Here is a 22,397-nt window from a genome sequence, read left to right on the forward strand (position 1 = left end):
ATCGACATGAGCACTTCCACACGACTGCCGCTCGAAGGCGTGCGCGTCATCGAATTCACACACATGGTCATGGGCCCGACGTGCGGGATGATCCTCGCCGATCTCGGCGCCGAAGTCATCAAGGTCGAGCCGCCCGGCGGCGACAAGACGCGCAAGCTGCCGGGCCTCGGTATCGGATTTTTCCGCACGTTCAATCGCAACAAGAAGAGCGTCGTGCTCGATATCAACACGCCCGAAGGTCATGCGGCTGCGGAAGAACTGATCGGCCAGTGCGACGTGATGCTCGAAAATTTCCGACCCGGTTTGATGACGAAGCTCGGTCTCGACTACGAGACGCTGTCGAAGAAGTATCCGCGTCTGATCTATGTGTCGCACAAGGGCTTCCTGCCGGGACCGTACGAAAAGCGACTCGCGCTCGATGAAGTCGTGCAGATGATGGGCGGTCTCTCGTACATGACGGGGCCTGCGGGGCGTCCGTTGCGCGCGGGCACGTCGGTCAACGACATCATGGGTGGCATGTTCGGCGCGATTGGCGTGTTAGCCGCGCTGCGCGAGCGCGATTTCACGGACCGTGGACAGGAAGTGCAAAGTGCGCTGTTCGAGAACTGCGTGTTCCTCGCGGGTCAGCATATGCAGCAATACGCGATGACGGGCGAAGCGCCGCCGCCGATGCCGTCGCGCGTTTCCGCGTGGAGCGTGTACGACGTCTTCACGCTTGCGAACGACGAGCAGTTGTTCATCGGCGCGGTGAGCGACAAGCAGTTCCTCACGCTGTGCGACGTGCTCGAACGGCCCGATCTCGCGAACGAACCGCAATTCGCGGACAACGCGATGCGCGTCGCCGTGCGCCCCGAGCTGCTCGCGCGGCTCGGCGACATCCTCAAGCATCATCGCGCGGAAGAACTCGCGCCGAAGCTCGAAGCGGCAGGCATTCCGTACGCGCCGATCGTGCGTCCCGATCAACTGTTCGACGATCCGCATCTGAAGCAGAGCGGCGGCCTCGTGCCGATGCAAACCGACGACGGCGACACGACGGAAGTCGTTCTTCTTCCGCTGACGATGGGCGGCCGTAGACCCGGCGTGCGTCAGGCGCTGGCGAAAGTCGGCGAGCATACACAGGAGATTCTCGCGCGGCTGACGGGACGAGCCGCCGCGTGATTGATTCAAACAAGAGGAAGTAGATAAACGAACGAAACACCAACCATCAGGCAATCAAACCAATTCATAGCCGGTGGAGACAATCAGGAGACACCTATGCAGCGCACTATCACCGCAGATGATCCGTCATTTGCATCAACGGAAGCGCACACCAATCTGCGCGCCGCAGCGGCACTGTCGGCACGGATGGACCGCTTGCCCGTCACGCGTTATCTGTGGATGCTCGTTCTGCTGATCTCGCTCGGCGGCTTCTTCGAAGTCTACGATCTGATCTTCACCGGCTACATCGCGCCGGGCCTTGCGAAAAGCGGGATGTTGAAGACCACGACGGAATCGTTCTTCGGTCTGCAGGGCATTGCAGGTTTCATTGCATCGACGTTCGCGGGCCTGTTCGTCGGCACGTTCTGTTTCGGCTGGCTGCCCGATCGTTACGGGCGACGCAAGGTCTTCACGGTATCGCTGCTGTGGTATTCGATCGGCTCAGTGATCATGGCCTGTCAGACCTCGCCGGAAGGGCTGATTCTGTGGCGCTTCATCACGGGCATCGGTGTCGGCATCGAGATCGTGACGATCGACAGCTACATCACCGAACTCGTGCCGCAGCACATGCGTGGCCGCGCGATGGCGTTCAATCAGGCCGTGATGTTCGCCGCCGCGCCTGCTGCCGCGATTCTTTCTTACTGGCTCGTGCCGACGACGTTCATGGGTATCGACGGCTGGCGCTGGGTCGTATTGCTCGGCGCGGCGGGTGCGGTGATCGTGTGGTTCATTCGTCTCGTCGTGCCGGAAAGCCCGCGTTGGCTCGCGAGTCATGGGCACGTCGAACGCGGCGAGCGTGTGGTGCGCAAGATGGAAGAGATGGCCGAGGCGCAGAGCGGCCGCGCGTTGCCTGCGCCGTTGCCTATCGTCGAGCAACCCGTGCATCGTCGCGCGTCGCTGGCCGAGTTGTGGCAAGCGCCGTATCGCTCGCGTCTGATCATGCTGATCGTGTTCAACTTCTGCCAGGCGATCGGTTATTACGGCTTCGCGAACTGGGTGCCGACGCTGCTGATCGGCCAAGGCATCACAGTGACGAAGAGCCTGCTGTATTCGTTCATCATCGCGATTGCACTGCCTTCCGGACCTTTACTCGCGATGCTGTTCGCCGACAAGGTGCAGCGCAAATGGCTGATCGTGGGTTCGGCGTTCGCTGTGGTCGTATTCGGATTGATGTTCGGCCAGATGAAAACGGTGGTGCCGCTGATCGTGCTCGGGGTGCTGATCAGCCTCGCAGGACAGACCATCTCTGTTTGCTATCACGCGTATCAGGCCGAGCTGTTTCCGACGCGTATCCGTTGTCGCGCGAATGGCATCGTGTATTCGGCAAGCCGCGTCGGCGCGATGATGTCGGGCTTCCTCATCGCTCATCTGCTGCGTGAGTTCGGCGTCGCGGGTGTGTTCGCGGGCATTACGGCTTGCATGCTCGTCGTGATGATTTCGATCGGCGCATTCGGTCCGAAGACCAACGGCGTGCGGCTCGAAGATCTTTGCCACTGAAGCTGCTGTAGCGACTGAAAAGAAAAACGCCGGCCGGATCTTCATCGACCCGGCCGGCGTTTTGACTACGTGGCTCGAACTACGCCTTGCCCGCAGCCTTCAATTGCAAACGGAACTTGTGCAGCAAAGGTTCCGTATAGCCGCTAGGCTGCGCGCAGCCCTCGAACACCAGCGCGCATGCTGCCTTGAACGCAATCGACGAATCGAAATTTGGCGCCATCGGCTTGTAGTGCGGATCGCTCGCGTTCTGCTGATCGACGACCTTCGCCATGCGCTCCATTGTCTCGCGCACGAACTCCGTCTTGATGACGCCATGACGCAGCCAGTTCGCGATGTGCTGGCTCGAAATACGCAGCGTCGCGCGGTCTTCCATCAGACCGACGTTGTGAATATCCGGCACCTTCGAACAACCGACGCCCTGATCGATCCAGCGCACCACGTAGCCGAGAATGCCTTGCGCATTGTTCTCGACTTCATTGCGGATTTCTTCGTCGCTCCATTGCGCCTTTTCGACGACGGGAATCGTCAGCAGGCCGTCGAGCAGTTCGTCGCGCACGCTCGCGAGGTCGGTGCGTTCCAGTTCCTTCTGCACGGCCTGCACATCGACCTGATGGTAGTGCAGCGCATGCAGCGTGGCAGCCGTGGGCGAGGGCACCCATGCCGTGTTCGCGCCTGCCTTCGGATGACCGATCTTCTGTTCGAGCATCGCCTTCATCAGATCGGGCATCGCCCACATGCCCTTGCCGACCTGCGCGCGACCACGCAGACCCGCTGCGAGACCGACGAGCACGTTGCTGCGCTCATACGCGGCGATCCACCTGCTCGACTTCATATCGCCCTTGCGCATCATCGGGCCCGCTTCCATCGAACTGTGCATCTCGTCGCCCGTGCGGTCGAGGAAGCCCGTGTTGATGAACGCGACGCGCGCCTCAGCCTGGCCGATACACGCAGCGAGGTTCACGCTCGTGCGGCGTTCCTCGTCCATGATGCCCATCTTGATCGTGTTGCGCGCGAGGCCGAGCACGTCTTCGACGCGAGAGAACAGCTCGCTCGCGAATGCGACTTCAGCGGGGCCATGCATCTTCGGCTTGACGATGTAGATCGAACCTGTCCGCGAATTGAGCTTGTGCGTGCGGTCGTGCAGCGCGCACAAAGTCGTGACGACGGCGTCGAGAATGCCTTCCGGAATCTCCTTGCCGTCGCGGTCGAGCACAGCCGGATTCGTCATCAGATGACCGACGTTGCGGATGAACAGCAGCGAGCGGCCATGCAGCGTCACGGGCTGACCGTTCGCACCGTGATACTCGCGATCCGCGTTCAGGCGGCGCGTGAACGTCTTGCCGCCCTTCGACACTTCTTCCGTCAGATTGCCGACCATCAGGCCGAGCCAGTTGCGATAGAGCTGCACCTTGTCGTCGGCATCGACGGCTGCAACCGAGTCTTCGCAATCGATGATCGTGCTGACAGCCGCTTCCATCAGCACGTCCTTGATGTTCGCGGGGTCGGTCTTGCCGATCGAATCGGTCGCGTCGATCTGGATTTCGAAATGCAGGCCGTTGTGCCTGATCAGCACGGCGGACGGCGCATTCGCATCGCCCTGATAGCCGATGAATTGCGCGGGATCTTGCAGCGCCGTCGTGCCATTGTTCAGCGCGACGATCAGCTTGCCGTTTTCCACGCGATAGCCGGTTGCGTCCTTGTGCGAACCGTTTTCGAGCGGCGCGGCGTCGTCGAGGAACTTGCGCGCGAACGCGATCACGCGCGCGCCGCGCACCGGATTGAACTTCGCGGTGCGCTCGGCGCCGTCCGTTTCGTCGATGGCATCGGTTCCGTACAACGCGTCGTACAGGCTGCCCCAGCGCGCGTTCGCCGCGTTCAGCGCGTAACGCTGGTTCGACAGCGGCACGACGAGCTGCGGGCCGGCCTGTTCGGCGATTTCGCGGTCGACGTTGTCCGTGGTGGCCTTCACGTTCGCGGGCGTCGGCACGATGTAACCGATGCTTTCCAGAAAGCCGCGATACGCGCGCAGATCGCGCACCGGGCCCGGATTCGCGCGATGCCAGGTGTCCAGTTCGACCTGCAGGCGGTCGCGTTCGGCGAGCAGCGCGCGGTTCTTCGGCGCGAGGTCGTGCACGATGGCATCGAAACCTGCCCAGAACGCGGCGCTATCGACACCGGTGCCAGGCAGGGCTTCCTTTTCGATGAACTGTTCGAGGTTCGCGGCGACCTGCAATCCGCCGCGTTGGGTCATTTGAGTCATGGGCTGTTCCAAGAGGGGCAAATTCTGGGGCAAATTCGGGGCTAATCGTTTTTCGTTCGACGTGGCACTCAAGCATTCGCGTTGCTGGCAACGGCCGCGGCACCGGCCTTTGCCACTTGTGCATCCTGATCGGCCTTGACGCCGGACACGCCGACGGCACCGATCACCTGACCATTTACCACGACGGGTACGCCGCCTTCCAGCGTGCCCGACAGCGGCGCGCTGAGGAACGCGGTGCGGCCGCCGTTGATCATGTCCTCGTACTGCTTCGATTCGCGGCGGCCGAGCGCGGCCGTGCGGGCCTTGTCGCCCGCGATGTAGGCGCTGATCGGCGCGCAGTTGTCGAGGCGCAGCATCGACAGCAGATGGCCGCCGTCGTCGACCACGGCAATCGCGACGGCCCACTGGTTGCGTTCGGCTTCGGCACGCGCCGCTTCAATGATTTTCGTCGACTCGGCGACCGTCAGCACGGATTTTGTCTGCATGTTGCGATTTCCTGAAACGATTGAAATGGTTTCGACGGCAGGCCGGACCGAACTGGCGATCGCGCACATGACAGCCGGTGCGCGCGCGCACTGCCGGCGTGCAAGCGAGGTTCAGTCTTATATATGACTTGATATCCATTGTTCCGCGTTCTGAGCGGCTTGTCGACCCGGTGGAACACTGGTCATACCAGTTTTTCTCGCCCTATTTACGCTGGAGAGCGGCATGCAGGCAGCGCGCAAGCGCCGCGCCAGGGAAAACCCGCGCTGCGTGCGTACGACGAACGGAGTTGGGGAAGAGAGCGGAGATGTCATCCGGCGACAGGAGGCGTCGCCGGGTTCGCGAAGAGGATCGCGTGGAAGGCAGAACGGCTACCCGATGGTCATTCCTTGCGCCGACTGCCGCGCATCCGTCCTGGCGCCGGTTTGCATCGCACGAACCGCTGTTCGACGACGGCTTTACCCCACTGCGTGCCCTCGGCTTCTTCTGTCAGTTCGAAGCCGAATGCTTCATACAGATGACGGGCGGCGTCGAGTCCCTTGAACGTCCACAGATAGGTTTCGTCGAACCGTTCGTCGACGAAAGCCATGGCGCGCGTCATCAACTGTCTGCCGATGCCTGTGCCGCGCAAGGTATCGTCGACGATGAACCAGCGCAAATGCGCGACGCGTTTCTTCGCGTTTCCGTCGATCGCCAGCGACGCCAGTGTTCTTCCGTTATCAACGACGAGCCACAGTTGCCTGTTTTGATCGGGCAGCTTTTCCGCAAACTCTGCAAGCCCTGTCGCGACGATCTTTTCGAAGTAGACACCGAAGCCCGAGTGCTGCGAGTAGTAGCGCGCATGTAGGCTCGCAACGTCGCCGATGCAACCAGGCTGATAGCCTTCGACGATTTGCGGCACGGGCGCCGCGCTTTGTGGTTCTTTCGCGTCGTTGTCCTGTGCGAGCGCGCTGGCGTATAGAGACAGCGCGCGCACCAGCGATTGCTGATCAGAAGGCGCGAGCTTGCGCAACGCGCTCGACACCTGATCGGTCGCGAACTTGTCGATGTTCTTGCGAAGCTGTTGACCCGCTTTGGTCAGATAAAGCTCCGAAGAGCGCGCATCATCGCTCGATGCAGTGCGCTCGACTAGCCCTGACATTTCCAGTTTCGCGATCTGCCTGCTTGCATTCGACTTGTCGAGCCGTAACAGCTGGGCGAGATCGCGCGCCTGCATGCCGGGCGTCGCGCCGATCTCGAGAATGGCGTGGACCGCGGAGGGCGCGAGATCGCTCTCCGCCAGTGTCGAGCGCATGAAACCCAGTTCGCGCACGAGCTTGCGCGAGAACTCGCGCAATTCGAGGATGGTTTTGTCGCGCGATTGAACGGGTGTGTCGACGATATCCACGGCGTGCTCCTGTCATTATGTAAGTTGCGCTTCGCAACTACTATAGTTGCGAAGCGCAACTTATGCAAGGAGCGAGATCGTCAGGTCATTTTCCACTTGATCGAACAGCCGAGCGTCGGCGGTTGCTCTTCGGGGCCCATTCCCGTTTGCGCAATCTGCTGCATGGCTTCGAAGAGATCGCGGCGCGCGTCGGGGATCGGGTCTTTGCGCGATGCGTCAAGTCTGCCGCGATATCGCAACGACAAACCGGCGTCGAAGCCATAGAAGTCCGGCGTACAGACGGCGGCGTATGCGCGCGCGACCTGTTGCGATTCGTCGTGCAGATACGGGAACGGCAATTGCCATTCGGCGGCGAGTTCGACCATGCGTTCGAACGAATCTTCCGGATATGCGATGCCGTCGTTGGGATTGATGCCGACCATGCCGATGCCGAGCTTCGAAAGATCTTTTGCGTCGCGCACGATGCGCGGCAATGCGGCCTGCACATACGGACAGTGATTGCACATGAAGACAACGACGAGACCTTTCGGGCCGAGGACGTCGTCGAGCGTATAAGTGCGCCCGTCGGTAGCGGGCAACGTAAAGCCGGGCGCTTTAGCGCCGAGTTCGCCGGGAGGGGATTCTGTCGCCATGCATTGCTCCTTGATTGACAGTGTCGAAGAACAATTCCACGTCCATTGTGCGCCTCGTGTCTTTCAGCTGCCGAACGCTAACGCGCCATCGCGGCAGCGACGATTTCTTCTGCCGTGTGCGCGGCGACGGGCGTTGCATCGGGCGTCATGTGGGACAGCTTCATCAAGCGCGGTTGCAGCAGCAGCGCGACCAGTCCCGTCCAGCCCGTCTGATGCGATGCGCCGACACCGCGTCCGTTGTCGCCGTGAAAGTACTCGTGGAAGAGGATCAGATCCTGCGAACGCGGATCGGCTTGCAGCATTGGATACGCGGCCATGACAGGACGCACGCCTTCCTCGTTTTTCAGAAACAGCGTCGTGACGCGTCGCGCGAGATCGTCGGCGACTTCGCTGAGCGAGGCGCCGTGGCCCGATCCTGTCGGATGCTCGATACGAAACTCGTCGCCGTAGTAGCGATGAAATTCGTAGAGCGATTCGATCAGCAGATAGTTGACGGGCATCCACACGGGTCCGCGCCAGTTCGAATTGCCGCCGAACACGCGCGATTCCGATTCGGCAGGCTGATACTCGATGCAAACATTCACGCCGTCGTGATCGAAAACATACGGTTCGTCGAGATGCACGCGCGACAGTGCGCGTACGCCGTAGTCGGAGAGAAACTCGCTTTCGTCGAGCGCGCGCCTGAGCAGCGATTTCATCCGATGTCCGCGCAACAGCGAGAGCAAGGTCGTGTTGGCTTTGCCGGGTTCCGTCCAGCGTGAGACGAGCCGCGCGAGATTCGGCCGATGATCGAGAAACCACGCGAGCCGTTCTCGCAGTCCGGGTAGATGACCATGCACTTCTTCGTCGAGCACGTGGACGGCGAAGAGCGGTATCAAGCCGACGATCGAACGTATGCGCATCGGCACACGCGTTCCGTCGGGAAGATGCAGCACGTCATAGAAGAATTCGTCGCGGCCGTCCCATAGCCCTGTATTGCAGACCTCGCCGCAACTGACGGCTTCCGCGATATACAGAAAGTGCTCGAAGAACTTCACGGCGATTTCGACGTACGCAGTGTTCGTCATCGCGAGTTCGAGTCCGATCTGCATCAGATCGAGCGCATAGGACGCCATCCACGCCGTGCCGTCTGCCTGATCGATGCGGCCGCCTGTCGGCAGCGGAGACGATCGATCGAAAATGCCGATGTTGTCGAGCCCGAGGAAACCGCCCTGAAAGATGTTGCGGTCGTCGGCGTCCTTGCGGTTGACCCACCACGAGAAATTGAGCAGCAGCTTATGAAACATCACTTCGAGAAACTCGTGATCGCCGACACCTGTCACTTCGCGATCGAGTTCGTACACGCGCCACGTGGCCCATGCATGCACAGGCGGATTCGCGTCACCGAACGCCCACTCGTATGCGGGTAATTGCCCGTTCGGATGCATGTAGCGTTCTTTCACGAGCAACTGCAACTGCTTCTTCGCGAAGTCGGGATCGACCATCGCAAAGGCGACGGCATGAAACGCGAGATCCCACGACGCGTACCACGGGTACTCCCATTTGTCCGGCATCGACACGATGTCGCCGTTGCACATGTGCCGCCAGTCCGCATTGCGGCCGCGTCTGCGGTCTTTGGGTGGCATGGGCTGACCCGGATCGCCGTCATGCCAGCGCGTCACGTCGAACTGGTAATACTGCTTGCTCCATAGCATGCCCGCAAGCGCCTGGCGTTGCACGAGGCGGGCGTCGGCATCGGCGATATCGTGCTGAAGCGCGGCATAGAATTCGTCAGCCTCCGCCTGGCGGCGCGCGAAGAGGGCGGGCATGTCGAGCGGCACCGTATCCGTCGACGTTTCCGGGCGCCAGCGCAGATACAACACTTCTTGCTGATGCGCACCGAGATCGAGCACGACGTGCGCAGCGGCACGTGTGCCTTTGTCACGTCGAATCGCTTGCGAGTCGCCGTCGATTAGATAGTCGTTGAAGCCATCCTTGAACGGCCCTTCGCCTTCGATGCCGAATATGCGGCGCACATTGGTTTCGTTTTCGCAGAAGAGCCATTCGATCGGTTGTTGCGCCGATGCCGTCACGATCGTCGTGCCGAGCGTCGGATTGCGCGCAAACACGCGCGCGCCTTCGACAGCGTCCTGCTCCAAAGTCAGCGACGGCTTGCCGGGCTTCCCGGACCATGCCCAACGATTACGCGCCCAGAACTGCGGCAACACATGCAGCGTGGCGCGCTGCGTCGAGCGGTTTTCGACGGTCACGCGCATCACGATGTCATCGGGAGTGTGCTTCGCGTATTCGATCCACACGTCGAAATAGCGGTCGTCATCGAACACGCCAGTGTCGAGGATTTCGTACTCGGGCTGATCCGCGCCGCGGCGTGCGCTCTCGTCGATGAGATCCTGATACGGATACGCATCGTGCGGATACTTGTAGAGCATCTTCATGTACGAATGCGTCGGCGTGCCGTCGAGGTAGAAGTACAACTCCTTCACGTCCTCGCCGTGATTGCCCTGCGCGTTCGTCAAGCCGAAGAGTCTTTCCTTGATGATGGAATCGCGTCCGTTCCACAGCGCGAGCGACACGCACCAGTCGAGCGGATCGTTGCCGAATCCGCCGATGCCGTCCTCGCCCCAGCGATACATCCGGCTGCGCGCATGATCGTGCGGAAAGTAGTCCCACGCGGTGCCGTATTCGCTGTAATCCTCGCGCACGGTGCCCCATTGGCGGTCGCTCAGATACGGCCCCCAACGACGCCAACGCACGAGGTCCGGACCATGGAGACGCGAACCTTCCTTCGACTGAAGCAGATTGATTGCGCTTAACGGCTGCATGGCACCTCCCGGCCGAGATCGATCGTCCGATACGTTCGATGCGTGAACGCCTGTGCTTTTCCGTCGCGAGCGCAGCGCGCGCATGACGGAATCATGATGATAGGCGTCAACGCGCCGCGTGGCGATTCAGGGGTAAATCTATCGACCATCCTGCATCGATATGTTGATTCCGCTGCATACTTGCGCGAATCACACGCGGAAAGACATTCGACATGGATGCAAACCTCGCACGCACCTGGCTGACCTTCAGCGCCCCCGTAGCCGCTGCGCAAGTTGCCGGCCGTCCGCTCGTGGCGCTGGAATCGACGATCATCGCTCACGGCATGCCGTATCCGCAGAACGTGCGCACCGCGCGCGAAGTCGAGGCGGTGATCCGCGAAATCGGCGCGGAACCCGCGACGATTGCCGTGATCGGCGGGCGAATCCGCATCGGATTATCGGACGATGAACTCGAACTGATCGGCCGTTCCGATGGCGTGCAAAAGGTCAGCCGACGCGATCTGCCCGCCGTGCTGACGAGCGGCGGCCTCGGCGCGACGACGGTCGCCGGCACGATGATCTGCGCGGCGCTCGCCGGGATCGACGTGTTCGTGACGGGCGGTATCGGCGGCGTGCATCGGGGCGCGCCGGAGACCTTCGATATTTCCGCAGACCTGCAGGAGTTGGCGAAAACGTCGGTGGCCGTGGTGTGCGCGGGCGCGAAATCGATTCTCGACATCGGGCTCACACTCGAGTATCTGGAAACGCATGGCGTGCCCGTGCTCAGCTGCGAGCAGGACAATTTCGCCGCCTTCTACACCCGCGATAGCGGCTTTCGCGCGGACTTCCGGCTCGACGATCCAGTCGAGCAGGCGCGCTTCATCCGCACCAAATGGGACCTGGGTCTGACAGGCGGCGTGGTGTTGAGCACGCCCGTGCCCGAAGCCGCCGAAATGCCGCGCGAAGAGATCGACAGATGGACCCGCCAGGCGCTCGACGACGCTGCTGCGCAAGGCGTCACCGGAAAAGCCGTGACGCCGTTTCTGCTGGCGCGCATCAAGGCGCTGACGGGAGGCCGCAGCCTCGCCACCAACATCGCGTTGATCAGGCACAACGCCGAGGTCGGTGCGCGGCTCGCGGTGGCCATGGCGGCCCGATAAGCCGCCGTTGCAGCACTGCTTTTACGCCTCGCTTACCTGAATCTGATAAAGCCCCCAGGGACACAACACGAAGCGATCCTTGAGCGGCTTGGCAGCGAGTTCGGGAATGTTGTCGGCGTCGTAGATCGCCCATAGCGGTCCGAGTCCGCCGAGCGGCATCGGCTTGCCGTCCATCTGCGTCGCGACGATGAAGCGCCACGCACGGATGTTGTCGAGCGTCGTGAGGACCGCGTAGCCATCGACTGCACGCAGCGAAATCTTCGTATCACCCGCGCTCGGAGCGCCCGCCTGTTCGAGTACCTGCGCGAGCAGCGGACCGCTTAGCGTGTGCTGTTTCGCGTCGTATTCGATGGTCGGTTTGATCGTGACGGTGGGCAGGCTGGCGATCGACGGATAGTCGAACGTGCAGGCCGACGTGAATTTGACGAGTTGCTTCGCCATTAAAGGATCGAAGACGGGATCGAGCGCGCCGCGGTTCGTGTGCTTGACCGCGCCCGACACCGTCAGTATCGCGGGAGCCGCCGCGCTTGCAGCGGGCTTCGCCTTGGACGCGCCGAATGCGGGCGCGACGCTCACGCCGAGTGCAGCGGCGCTGGTCAGGAACTGACGTTTCTTCATGTTCAAAGGCTCCGCAGATATCGGCGATGTATTCGACCCTTATACACCGGCGAATCGTATTCCGTGATGTCGGCGGCCTGTTCAGTGAATGCTTCATGAGCCGCCGCCTTCAATCGATTCGCCGCGAATCGCGCGGCGTAAAATCGTTCTGCATTCAGCCGCCCATCGCAAGGGAGGATCGCATATGGAAGACGATTCACAAGGCCAACGTGCGCAAGTCGTCGTCGTGCGTCCCGAGCGGGAGATCGCCACGACGCAGCGCCTGCCGTACTTCGTCGGCATCTCGGCGACGACGGCGGGCTCGCAGGCGCTGTCGATGCATCTCGTCGTCGTGCCGCCGGGCGGGCATGCGGAACCACACATCCATTGCGGTTACGAAACGGGTATCTACGTGCTGGAAGGGCGCGTCGAAACGCGTTATGGACCGGGGTTGCGCGAGTCGGTCGTCACGGAAGCGGGCGACTTTCTGTTCATTCCGCCGGGCGTGCCGCATCAGCCGTTCAATCTGAGTGCGACGGAGCCGGCGCGGGCTGTCGTGGCGCGCAATCATCCGGAGGAGCGTGAGGAGGTGGTGCCTTATGATCCCGCCAGTGAATGAACGTCGCTTTATCATGCACCCGCTATCAGAAAACCTGAACGCTCCGATCCGAATTACGCGTTTTTCTTACGCCAGATAATCCTGCATAGTAGTCACACCACGATACACACGAGGCTGTGACTGCGATGAACATGCGAACCGATCACTCATTGCTGGCCGATCCCCAGCTGAGTTTCGCGACTGTCGCATCGGGCATTTGCATTCCCTATGTCGAGCGTGGCGCGGGCGAACCGGTCGTCTTCGTGCACGGTTCGCTCTGCGATTTCCGCTACTGGGACGCGCAGATCGAACCGCTTTCCGCGCACTTTCGCTGCATCGCGCCGAGTCTCAGTCACTATTGGCCCGCCGTCGAAGCGTGCATCCAGAACGAATTCGGCTGGCAGGTTCACGTCGCCGAACTGGCGGAATTCATCGTCGCGATGGATCTCGCGCCCGTGCATCTGGTCGGGCATTCGCGCGGCGGATGCGTCGCGTTCCAGCTCGCGCGCGACTATCCGCGCCTCGTCAAAACCTTGATGCTCGCCGATCCCGGCGGCCCGTTGCAACTGGACGGGATGACCGAAGCATCGTTGCCCTCGCCGATGAACGCGCTGCGCGCGAAGGTGGCGGGCATGATCGAAGAGGGCGTCGTCGAGCCCGGACTCGAACTGTTCGTCGATTCCGTCAGCGCGCCGGGCGCCTGGCGCAAGAGCACCGACGCCTTCCGCATGATGGCGATCGACAACGCGAGCACGCTGCCCAAGCAGTTTCGCGATCCGTTGCCTGCCTATTCGCGCGACACGGCGGCAGACGTGATGTGCCGGACGCTGCTGATCGACGGACAGAAGAGCCCGCGCATGTTCCGCAACAACGTCGATAGTCTGGAAGGCTGGATCTGGCGCGCGGAACGCGGCACGATTGCGGGCGCGTCGCACGGCATGAATGTCGCGAACCCGGCTGCGTTCAACCGGATGCTGCAGTCGTTCATCGACAGCTGACGGCAAACCCAGCCGCTCAATCGAGCCGTAACACCATCTCGACCTCGCGATCGAGATCGTCGTCGATCTCGTCGTCACACGATTCCTCGTCCACGGCTTCGAAGCCCGCCGAGCGGTAGAGCGCAATCGCGCCCGCATTGTCGACGCCCGTATTCAGCGCGATCTGCGCGAGGCCCATCGCGCGTGCCTGATCGACTGCCGCCGCGATCAGACTGCGCGCGATGCCGCTCCTACGATGTTCCTGCACGACGAACAGTCCCCACAGAAAGCCCTTTTGCTGCACGGGACGCAACGGATAACGCCTCAAACCCGCCACCGCGACGAGCCGGTCGCCTGCGAACGCGCCGAATACCACCTGATTCGCCGTCGAACAGATACGCGCTTCGATTTCATCGATCGATCGTTTCTCTTCTTCATCGCGCGTCGACAGGAAAGACTCCGGGGCTTCGTCGATCGCGCTCAGCCGCAGCGACGCGTAAGCAGGCGCGTCGCTGGCCGATAGCAGGCGAATGGTCGGGCAGGCTGTTTCCATCGCGCGATTTTAAGGCACCTGCGCCTGCACGAGCCTGGTCAGTCCGGTGAGCGTAATGAAGTACGTCGTCGTACAACAAACAATAACAACAATCACCATGCAGCATTTCGCCAAGCGGGGACACTGTGCGACCCATTCGCACATGCACTCTGATTGACAGATTCTCCAGGGTAAACGCCGGATTGCAAATATTGGTACAGATCTTCAACATGTCGTCAGACAACCTATGAGCCGACGTGCGCGCGGCTTCGTCATCCGGTTGTGCAATCTTGCCGGCAGGACGCTGGTGCTGAAGGAGGAGAACATTTCATGGCCAACGTAGTGCAAGGCGCTGCCGTCGCGCGTAGAACGCGCATCCGTTACGGAATCGTCGCGATGCTGTTTCTGGTCACGGCGATCAACTATGCGGATCGTGCGACGCTGTCGATGGCAGGCACGTCGATGTCGAAAGACCTCGGCCTCGATGCGGTGGCGATGGGCTTCATCTTTTCCGCGTTCGGCTGGTCGTATGTGATCGGACAGTTGCCGGGCGGCTGGCTGCTCGACCGCTTCGGTTCGAAACGCGTCTACGCGGCGAGCATTTTCATCTGGTCGCTGTTCACGATACTGCAGGGCACGGTCAGTTTTCTGAGCGTCTCGGTGGCGATCACGACGCTGTTCGCGCTGCGCTTTCTCGTCGGTCTCGCCGAAGCGCCGTCGTTCCCCGCGAATGGCCGAATCGTCGCGTCGTGGTTTCCCGCCGCCGAGCGCGGCACGGCATCGGCGATCTTCAACTCCGCGCAATACTTCGCGACGGTGCTGTTCGCGCCGATCATGGGCTGGGTGACGCACCGCTTCGGCTGGCCGTACGTGTTTTACTTCATGGGCGTCGTGGGTGTCGTCGTGAGCCTCGTCTGGATCAAGACGGTCCATAGCCCGAAGGATCATCCGCGCATCAGCCGCGCCGAACTCGACCATATCAAGGAAGGTGGCGCGCTCGTCGATATGGACGTGCCCAAAAAGCAGCGCGCCGCGCTTGAAGCATCGGCACAGGCACCCGCGCAGACAACGGCGACCCAAGGCGCGAACGAAGTGCCGAAGTGGTCGTACATCAAGCAACTGCTGAGCAACCGGATGCTGCTCGGCGTGTATATCGGCCAGTACTGCATCACGACGCTCACGTATTTCTTCCTGACCTGGTTCCCTGTGTATCTCGTCAAGGAACGCGGCATGTCCATTCTCAATGCGGGCTTCGTCGCTGCGTTGCCGGCCGTGTGCGGCTTCATCGGCGGTGTGCTCGGCGGCATCTTCTCCGACTTCCTGATCCGCAAGGGCTGTTCGCTGACGGTAGCGCGCAAGGTGCCCATCGTCGTCGGCATGCTGCTGTCGACCAGCATGATCGCTTGCAACTACGTGGATTCGTCGGCCGTCGTCGTCGCGATCATGGCCTTCGCGTTCTTCGGCAAGGGCCTGGGCGCGCTCGGCTGGGCGGTGGTGGCGGACACGTCGCCGAAGCAGATCGCAGGTCTGAGCGGCGGCATGTTCAACACGTTCGGCAATATCGCTGCCATCACGACGCCGATCATCATCGGGTATATCGTCAAGGCGACGGGTTCGTTCAGCGGTGCGCTGGTGTTCGTGGCCTGCAATGCGCTGATTGCGATCGTCAGCTATCTGGTGATCGTCGGCGAGATCAAGCGCGTCGAATTGAAGTGAGTCTGCGATGCCCGCTGCGTGCGCAGCGGGCATTTTTATCAGTGCTTCACCACACCGCCTGACTCGTAATCGCAAACTGCTTCAGCTGCGCATCGACGGGAAGCGGTCCATTGCGCATCATTCTTTCGATGCTGTCCACATGCGGCAGCCCCAGCCCTTCGAGCCACGAAGATAGCCCGAACGCGGCCGGCGTATCGATCCGCACGAACATCCCCGCATTCAGCGCGAGCCAATGGCTGATGAGCGCTTTCGCACGACTCGCATCGGGCGAATCTTCCGCGACGACGGGGCCGATCACATGTCCATCGCCGAAGCGCCTGAAAAGCGCAAAGCCGATCAGTTCGCCGTCGCGATCGAGCGCGATGCCGCTCGCGATATCGAGCAGCGCCGGCAACAGATCGCGTCGATCCAGCCCGCTTGCACGCGAGGCCAGTTCGACGAGACGCGGCGCATCGTTGACGCCGAGCGGGCGCAGGCGCTCGCCTGGCGGCAGCGACACGAGCGGCGGCTGAAATGCCGCGCCCTGATGTTGATGGATCGTGCCGATGCTCTGAAAGCCGAGCTTCTCGCACAGCGGTTCGCCCGCGGGGCTTGCGTGAATCAGCAGCGTGCGCGGGCCGAGTTCGTCGATCAACAGTTCGAGCAGCTTGCGCCCCACGCCGCGGCCCTGCTTGTCGGGCGCGACGATCATCAGGCCGAGCGTCGCGGCTTCGCGCCCGAAGCGCCATGACAATGCTGTGCCGATCACGCCGCTGTCGTCCTGTGCAACGAAACCTTGCCCGGTGCGCGCCGCGAAGCGCCAATCATCGGGACGATGCCGCCATCTGACGGCGCTCGACAGCGCATGCGCTGCCGCGATGTCGTCGGAGGTGAAAGGGCGGTAGTCGATCATGCCGTTCTTGTGTGGGTCGGACACGCCGGCCTCCTCGTTCTGAAGACACATACCGTGACTCTCTCACCGTATCGCGCGCATGACTAGGACGATCCTTTTATCGCGACGTCGGCATGCCCACCCGGGCGTGATGCGCTGCAAAACGCGGCGTTCGGGCGGCGATAACGCGTCGATTGTGCTGTGCGCGCTTTTTTGTCGGTGAAATATGCGGTGGCCGCGAGCCTACGATTTCCATCATCGAAGGCAATCGAGGACTCACGCACATGGACCGCTTCATCAACGGTTTCGATCCACTCACGATCAACGTGCGCAGCGGACATTTCATCGGCGGCGAATATGTCGATGCGCAGGGACCGCGCATCGAAGTCGCGCGTCCGTCCGACGGCGTCGTCTACGCGTCGGTGCCCATCGCGGATGCGGCGATGATCGATCGTGCAGTGCAAAACGCATGGACGGCGTTCCGCACGAGCCGCTGGGCTTGCATTGCGCCACGCGAACGCGCCCGTGTGCTGCGTCGTTTCGCCGATCTCGTCGCTGCGGATGCACACAACCTCGCGCCGCTCGAATCGCTCGGCTCGACGCGGCCCATTCGCGACGCGTTCAACTGGGACGTGCCGTTCACGGCGGAAGGCATCCGCTTCTATGCGGAGTTCGCCGACAAGATAGGCGGCGACGTGGCCGCGACCGATCACGATCATCTCGGCATGACGATTGCCGAACCGTACGGCGTGATCGGCGCGATCGCGCCGTGGAATTTCCCGCTCGTAATGGCGTCGTGGAAGATCGCGCCCGCGCTCGCGGCGGGGAACGCCGTCGTGCTGAAGCCTTCGGAAATGACGCCGTTTTCCGTGCTGCGGCTCGCCGAGCTTGCCGTCGAAGCGGGCGTGCCGCCCGGCATCTTCAACGTCGTGCAAGGCGACGGCCGCACGACGGGCGACGCGCTCGTGCGTCATTCGCGCATCGCGAAGGTGACGTTCACGGGCTCGACGCGCACGGGCGCGGCGATCATGGCCGCGTGCGCCGAGACGGGCACGAAGCCCGTCACGCTCGAACTGGGCGGCAAGAGTCCGCAGATCGTTTTCGCCGACGCGCCGCGCCTCGACGATGTCGCGCGCCGCATCGCCGGCGCGATCACGGCCAACGCAGGACAGGTGTGCGTCGCGGGCTCGCGGCTGCTGGTCGAACGATCGATCGCAGATGAACTCGCCGAAGGTCTCCAGCGCCTCTTTAGCGAGCCCAGGGCGGGCGCGACGTGGTCGGCCGACACGACACTCCCACCGATCATCTCGGAGCCGCAGGCGGCGCGTATCGAGGCCATCGTCGGGCGCAGCATCGCGGGCGGCGCGACATTGCGCTGCGGCGGCCAGCGCGCGGACGCGGCCACGCCGGGCGCCTTCTACATGCCTACCTTGCTCACGAACGTCACGCCACACACGGATGCCGTGCGCGAGGAAATCTTCGGCCCGGTGCTGACCTTGCAGACCTTCGACACCGAAGACGAAGCGCTCGCGCTGGCCGCGCATCCCGACTACGGGCTCGCCGCCGGCGTGCATACAGCCGATCTGGGCCGCGCGCTGCGCATGGTGCGCGGCATCGAGGCGGGCACGGTCTGGGTGAACCGCTACGGACGCACCAGCGACTTCATGATCCCGACGGGCGGCTACAAGCGTTCGGGCATCGGCAAGGATCTCGGACGGCAGGCTTACGAAGCGAATCTGCGTTTCAAGAGCGTGCTGATCGATGCGCGCGTCTGACAAATGCAAGGCGACGTACAGCCACGCGACAGCCATGAAAACGCCGCCGCATAGTCTGCTGCCGACGCCCCTCAAAACGCGTGGTTTATATCGCGCGAGCCACTCGAATCAACGACATCCGTACTTTTTGCACTGTTTAAATTTTCCGCAGGGATGCGATTTCCTGTTCCGCCACTGAACTCCGCGTGAGTTCACAACAACGATAGGACTGACACCATGATCGATTTCGAGCCGAAGTACATCACGTTCGACTGCTACGGCACGCTGACGAAGTTCCGCATGGCCGACATGGCCCGCGAGATGTACGGCGACCGTCTGCACGGCGCCGAGCTGGAGCAATTCGTCGCGTTCTTCTCGGGCTATCGCCGCGATGAAGTGCTCGGCGCATGGAAGCCGTATCGCGATGTGATCGTCAACGCCGTGCGTCGCACGTGCAAGCGCATGAACGTCGAGTTCAATGAAGCGGAAGCAGAAAAATTCTATCTGGCCGTGCCGACGTGGGGCCCGCATCCCGACGTGCCGGAAGGCCTCTCGCGTCTCGCGAAGAAGTACAAGCTCGTGATTCTGTCTAACGCTTCGGACGATCAGATCCAGAGCAACGTCGACAAGCTCGGCGCACCGTTCCATCGCGTGTTCACCGCGCAGCAGGCGCAATCGTACAAGCCGCGCATGCCGGGCTTCGAGTACATGTTCGACCAGCTCAACTGCAATCCCGGCGACGTGCTGCACGTGTCGTCGAGCCTGCGCTACGACCTGATGACGGCGCACGACATGGGCATCAAGCACAAGGCGTTCGTGAAGCGCGGCCACGAGCCGGGCACGCCGTACTACGAGTACTACGAAGTCGACACGATCGGCGACCTCGCGACGAAGCTGGGCCTTTGATCCACGAACGCCACGCTCGATACACGCGCAAAGACACCCGATGAAACTCGACTCCTACTGGCTCGACACCGCACCCGCCGGCATGCCGGCGAGCGAAGGGCCCGTCGAAGGCTATGTCGACGTCGCCGTGATCGGCGGCGGCTTCACCGGGTTGTCCGCAGCGCTCGCGCTAGGCAAACGCGGTGCCTCGGTGACTGTGCTCGACGCGGGGCGCATCGGCGGCGGCGCATCGGGACGCAATGGCGGCCAGTGCAATACGGGCGTCGCGCAGGACTATTCGGCGCTGCGCGCGCAACTGGGCGTCGAGCGTGCGCAGGGCTGCTATCGCGCGTATGCGGCTGCTGTGGATACCGTCGAGCGGCTCATTCGCGAAGAGCAGATGGATTGCGACTATCTCGCGTCGGGCAAGCTGAAGCTCGCCGCGAAGCCGCATCATCTCGCGCACCTTGAGCAGACGGCGGAACTGATTCGCCGCGAAGTCGATCCCGATGTCGAGATCATTTCGCGCGAGCGTATTTGCGGCGAAGTCGAATCGGACAGTTTCTTTGGCGGCCTGCTGCAAAAGCGCGGCGGCCAGATGCATATGGGCAAATTCGCGGCGGGACTCGCGAACGCTGCGGTGCGCAATGGCGCGCGTCTGTTCGAGCATGCCACCGTCACGTCGATCGACAAGGATCGCGGCGCGTACCGCATCGAAACGGCGCGCGGCACGCTGCGCGCACAGCAGGTGCTGATCGCAACGGGGCCGTCGCGGCATGGACCGTTCGGCTGGTATCGGCGCAGGCTCGCGCCCGTGGGTTCGTTCATCGTTGTGACGGAGCCGTTGCCCGCCGATCAGCTTGCGCGTCTCTTGCCGCAGCGCCGCTCGTACACGACGAGCCGCCTGATGCACAACTACTTCCGCGTGACGCCCGACTCGCGTCTGCTGTTCGGCGGACGCGCGCGCTTCACCGCTTCCGAACAACCGTCCGATGAGAAGAGCGGCCGCATCCTGCAGGCGAATCTCGCGCAGACGTTTCCTTCTCTCGCGGATGCGCGCATCGACTATTGCTGGGGCGGACTCGTCGACATCACGGCGGACCGCTTGCCGCGCGCGGGACAGCATGACGGCATCTACTTTTCGATGGGCTATAGCGGGCACGGCACGCAGATGTCGACGCATATGGGCCAGGTGATGGCCGACGTAATCGGCGGCAATGCGGCAGCGAACCCCTGGCGCGATTTCGATTGGCCCGCGATTCCGGGGCACACAGGCAAGCCGTGGTTTCTGCCGCTCGTCGGCGCGTACTACCAGATCAAAGACGTTTTCTACTGACGTTGCATCTACGTTGCATTTACACAGACAGCCCGAAGCTGCCGAATTTCCCCATGACCATCTGACGCGGAGAGTTTCATGAGCATCGATAAATCGCCTGAAGCAGTCGCCCACGCCGGCCTCCGGCTCGAAGAGTTGACGCGGCGCGGCGCCTCGCGACGCGACGTGCTGCGCGCGATGGCCGCGGGCGGACTGATGTCGCTGACGGGCGCGGGCCTGCTGGCGACCAGCAGCGCCGCATTCGCCCAGCAGCAGGGCAAGCCGAAGCAGGGCGGGCGGATTCGCGTCGCGACGCAATCGGCGTCCGCCGCCGATACGCTCGATCCCGCGAAGGGCGCGCTCGGCACCGACTACGTGCGCGCGAACATGTTCTACAACGGTCTGACGGAACTCGACTCGCATCTCGGCGCGAAGATGGCGCTGGCGGAATCGCTCGATACGAAAGATGCAACCGTGTGGGTCGTGAAGCTGCGCAGCGGCGTGCAGTTCCACGACGGCAAGTCGCTCACGCCGAACGACGTGATCTATTCGCTGATGCGTCACAAGGACCCCGCTGTCGCTTCGAAGGCGAAGACGCTCGCCGACCAGATCAAGGAAGCGAAAGCGACGGGCCCGAACGAAGTGACGATCACGCTCGAAGGCGCGAACGCCGATCTGCCTGTGATTCTCGCGACGTCGCACTTCCTCATCATCAAGGACGGCACAACCGACTTCAAGACGGCCATCGGCACGGGGCCGTTCAAGGTCAAGGAGTTCTCGCCGGGCGTGCGCACGGTCGGCGTGCGCAACGAGAAGTACTGGAAGCCGGGCATGCCGCATCTCGACGAAGTGGAGCTGATCGGCATCGGCGACGAATCGGCGCGCGTGAATGCGCTGCTGTCCGGCGACGTGCAACTGATCAACGCCGTGAGTCCGCGTTCGACTGCGCGCATCAAGGGCACGCCGGGTTTCTCCGTGCTGGAGACGAAGACGGGCCAATACACGGACCTCATCATGCGCGACGAAGGCGGCATCACCGGCACGACGGACTTCCGCCGCGGCCTCACGCATCTGATGGATCGCGAGCAGATTCGCCGCGCCGTGTTTCTCGGCTATGGCGCGATCGGCAACGACCAGCCGATCGATCCGACCAACAAGTACTACCTGTCGGGTCTGCCGCAACGCGCGTTCGACCCGGAGAAGGCGAAGTTCTATTTCCAGAAAGCGAAGCTCGGCAGCGCGCCCGTGCAGTTGTACGCGTCGCCCGCTGCGGAAGGCTCCGTCGAAATGGCGATGCTGCTGCAACAGGTCGCGCCGCAAGCGGGCCTGAATCTGCAGGTGGTGCGCGTGCCTTCCGACGGCTACTGGTCGAATCACTGGATGAAGCATCCGCTCGGCTACGGCAACATCAACGCGCGCCCGAGCGCCGATGTGCTGTTCACGCAGTTCTTCAAGTCAGATGCGCCGTGGAACGAGGCGAACTGGAAGAACCCGAAGTTCGATCAGATGCTGGTCGCCGCGCGCGGCGAACCCGACGACGCGAAGCGCAAGAAGATCTACGGCGACATGCAGCAGCTCGTGCATGAAGACGGCGGCATTGGCATTCCGATGTTCCAGAGTTCGCTCGATGCGCATTCATCGAAGCTCAAAGGCCTGAATTCGATTCCGCTCGCGGGCCTTGGCGGCTTCATGTTCGCGGAGAACGTCTGGCTCGAAGCCTGAGTCCGCTTTGCCA

18 protein-coding genes are annotated in these 22,397 nt (G+C 62.4%); 10 read left to right on the top strand and 8 right to left on the bottom strand.

Features of this window, described 5'->3' with window-relative positions; genetic code table 11:
• Nucleotides 1-6 precede the first annotated feature (6 nt).
• On the top strand, nt 7-1,158 hold the full coding sequence (locus QEN71_RS31810) for a CaiB/BaiF CoA transferase family protein (RefSeq protein WP_201647118.1): 1,152 nt from the start codon (nt 7-9) through the stop codon (nt 1,156-1,158).
• Nucleotides 1,159-1,254: 96 nt separating this feature from the next.
• Entirely contained in the window at nt 1,255-2,694 is a 1,440-nt protein-coding gene (locus QEN71_RS31815; RefSeq protein ID WP_201647119.1) for an MFS transporter, read from the top strand.
• Nucleotides 2,695-2,773: 79 nt separating this feature from the next.
• Here the strand turns inward: QEN71_RS31815 and QEN71_RS31820 are convergent, their stop codons facing one another.
• The 5 genes from QEN71_RS31820 to QEN71_RS31840 form a co-directional block, all read right to left on the bottom strand.
• Nucleotides 2,774-4,954 (bottom strand): malate synthase G, encoded by a 2,181-nt coding sequence (locus QEN71_RS31820; protein ID WP_201647120.1) that lies wholly within the window; start codon nt 4,952-4,954, stop codon nt 2,774-2,776.
• Nucleotides 4,955-5,022: 68 nt separating this feature from the next.
• Nucleotides 5,023-5,439, bottom strand: a complete 417-nt coding sequence (locus tag QEN71_RS31825) for a heme-binding protein (RefSeq protein ID WP_201647121.1) — start codon at nt 5,437-5,439, stop codon at nt 5,023-5,025.
• A 380-nt stretch (nt 5,440-5,819) separates the two neighbouring features.
• Entirely contained in the window at nt 5,820-6,824 is a 1,005-nt protein-coding gene (locus QEN71_RS31830) for a bifunctional helix-turn-helix transcriptional regulator/GNAT family N-acetyltransferase (RefSeq protein WP_201647122.1), read from the bottom strand.
• An 80-nt stretch (nt 6,825-6,904) separates the two neighbouring features.
• The gene (locus QEN71_RS31835; RefSeq protein ID WP_201647123.1) at nt 6,905-7,456 is read right to left on the bottom strand and encodes a thioredoxin family protein; all 552 of its coding nucleotides are present in this window, start codon (nt 7,454-7,456) and stop codon (nt 6,905-6,907) included.
• A 77-nt stretch (nt 7,457-7,533) separates the two neighbouring features.
• On the bottom strand, nt 7,534-10,278 hold the full coding sequence (locus QEN71_RS31840) for an MGH1-like glycoside hydrolase domain-containing protein (RefSeq protein ID WP_201647124.1): 2,745 nt from the start codon (nt 10,276-10,278) through the stop codon (nt 7,534-7,536).
• 212 nt (nt 10,279-10,490) lie between these two features.
• On the opposite strand from QEN71_RS31840, the gene QEN71_RS31845 reads away from it, so the two are divergent.
• Nucleotides 10,491-11,417: a pseudouridine-5'-phosphate glycosidase gene (locus tag QEN71_RS31845; RefSeq protein ID WP_201647125.1), complete on the top strand. Its 927-nt coding sequence runs from the start codon at nt 10,491-10,493 to the stop codon at nt 11,415-11,417.
• 21 nt (nt 11,418-11,438) lie between these two features.
• On the opposite strand, the gene QEN71_RS31850 is transcribed toward QEN71_RS31845, so the two are convergent.
• Nucleotides 11,439-12,035, bottom strand: coding sequence for a molybdopterin-dependent oxidoreductase (locus tag QEN71_RS31850; RefSeq protein ID WP_201647126.1), 597 nt, complete (start codon nt 12,033-12,035; stop codon nt 11,439-11,441).
• 184 nt (nt 12,036-12,219) lie between these two features.
• Here QEN71_RS31850 and QEN71_RS31855 point away from each other — a divergent pair, with 184 nt between their 5' ends.
• Together QEN71_RS31855 and QEN71_RS31860 are read left to right on the top strand one after the other, a co-directional pair.
• Nucleotides 12,220-12,633, top strand: coding sequence for a cupin domain-containing protein (locus QEN71_RS31855; protein WP_201647127.1), 414 nt, complete (start codon nt 12,220-12,222; stop codon nt 12,631-12,633).
• A 125-nt stretch (nt 12,634-12,758) separates the two neighbouring features.
• On the top strand, nt 12,759-13,610 hold the full coding sequence (locus QEN71_RS31860; protein ID WP_201647128.1) for an alpha/beta fold hydrolase: 852 nt from the start codon (nt 12,759-12,761) through the stop codon (nt 13,608-13,610).
• Between the two features lie 16 nt (nt 13,611-13,626).
• On the opposite strand, the gene QEN71_RS31865 is transcribed toward QEN71_RS31860, so the two are convergent.
• Nucleotides 13,627-14,142, bottom strand: a complete 516-nt coding sequence (locus QEN71_RS31865; protein WP_201647129.1) for a GNAT family N-acetyltransferase — start codon at nt 14,140-14,142, stop codon at nt 13,627-13,629.
• Nucleotides 14,143-14,451: 309 nt separating this feature from the next.
• Here QEN71_RS31865 and QEN71_RS31870 point away from each other — a divergent pair, with 309 nt between their 5' ends.
• On the top strand, nt 14,452-15,837 hold the full coding sequence (locus QEN71_RS31870) for an MFS transporter (RefSeq protein WP_201647130.1): 1,386 nt from the start codon (nt 14,452-14,454) through the stop codon (nt 15,835-15,837).
• A 46-nt stretch (nt 15,838-15,883) separates the two neighbouring features.
• Here QEN71_RS31870 and QEN71_RS31875 read toward each other — a convergent pair whose 3' ends face one another.
• Entirely contained in the window at nt 15,884-16,780 is an 897-nt protein-coding gene (locus tag QEN71_RS31875; RefSeq protein WP_201647131.1) for a GNAT family N-acetyltransferase, read from the bottom strand.
• A 224-nt stretch (nt 16,781-17,004) separates the two neighbouring features.
• On the opposite strand from QEN71_RS31875, the gene QEN71_RS31880 reads away from it, so the two are divergent.
• The 4 genes from QEN71_RS31880 to QEN71_RS31895 all read left to right on the top strand — a co-directional run bounded on the left by QEN71_RS31880 (nt 17,005) and on the right by QEN71_RS31895 (nt 22,384).
• On the top strand, nt 17,005-18,483 hold the full coding sequence (locus QEN71_RS31880) for an aldehyde dehydrogenase family protein (protein WP_377789785.1): 1,479 nt from the start codon (nt 17,005-17,007) through the stop codon (nt 18,481-18,483).
• Nucleotides 18,484-18,699: 216 nt separating this feature from the next.
• Nucleotides 18,700-19,368: a haloacid dehalogenase type II gene (locus tag QEN71_RS31885; RefSeq protein WP_201647133.1), complete on the top strand. Its 669-nt coding sequence runs from the start codon at nt 18,700-18,702 to the stop codon at nt 19,366-19,368.
• Nucleotides 19,369-19,408: 40 nt separating this feature from the next.
• The gene (locus QEN71_RS31890; protein ID WP_201647134.1) at nt 19,409-20,683 is read left to right on the top strand and encodes an NAD(P)/FAD-dependent oxidoreductase; all 1,275 of its coding nucleotides are present in this window, start codon (nt 19,409-19,411) and stop codon (nt 20,681-20,683) included.
• 78 nt (nt 20,684-20,761) lie between these two features.
• On the top strand, nt 20,762-22,384 hold the full coding sequence (locus tag QEN71_RS31895) for an ABC transporter substrate-binding protein (protein WP_201647135.1): 1,623 nt from the start codon (nt 20,762-20,764) through the stop codon (nt 22,382-22,384).
• Nucleotides 22,385-22,397: the final 13 nt, after the last annotated feature.

This window comes from Paraburkholderia sabiae (assembly GCF_030412785.1).
GTDB classification, from domain to species: domain Bacteria; phylum Pseudomonadota; class Gammaproteobacteria; order Burkholderiales; family Burkholderiaceae; genus Paraburkholderia; species Paraburkholderia sabiae.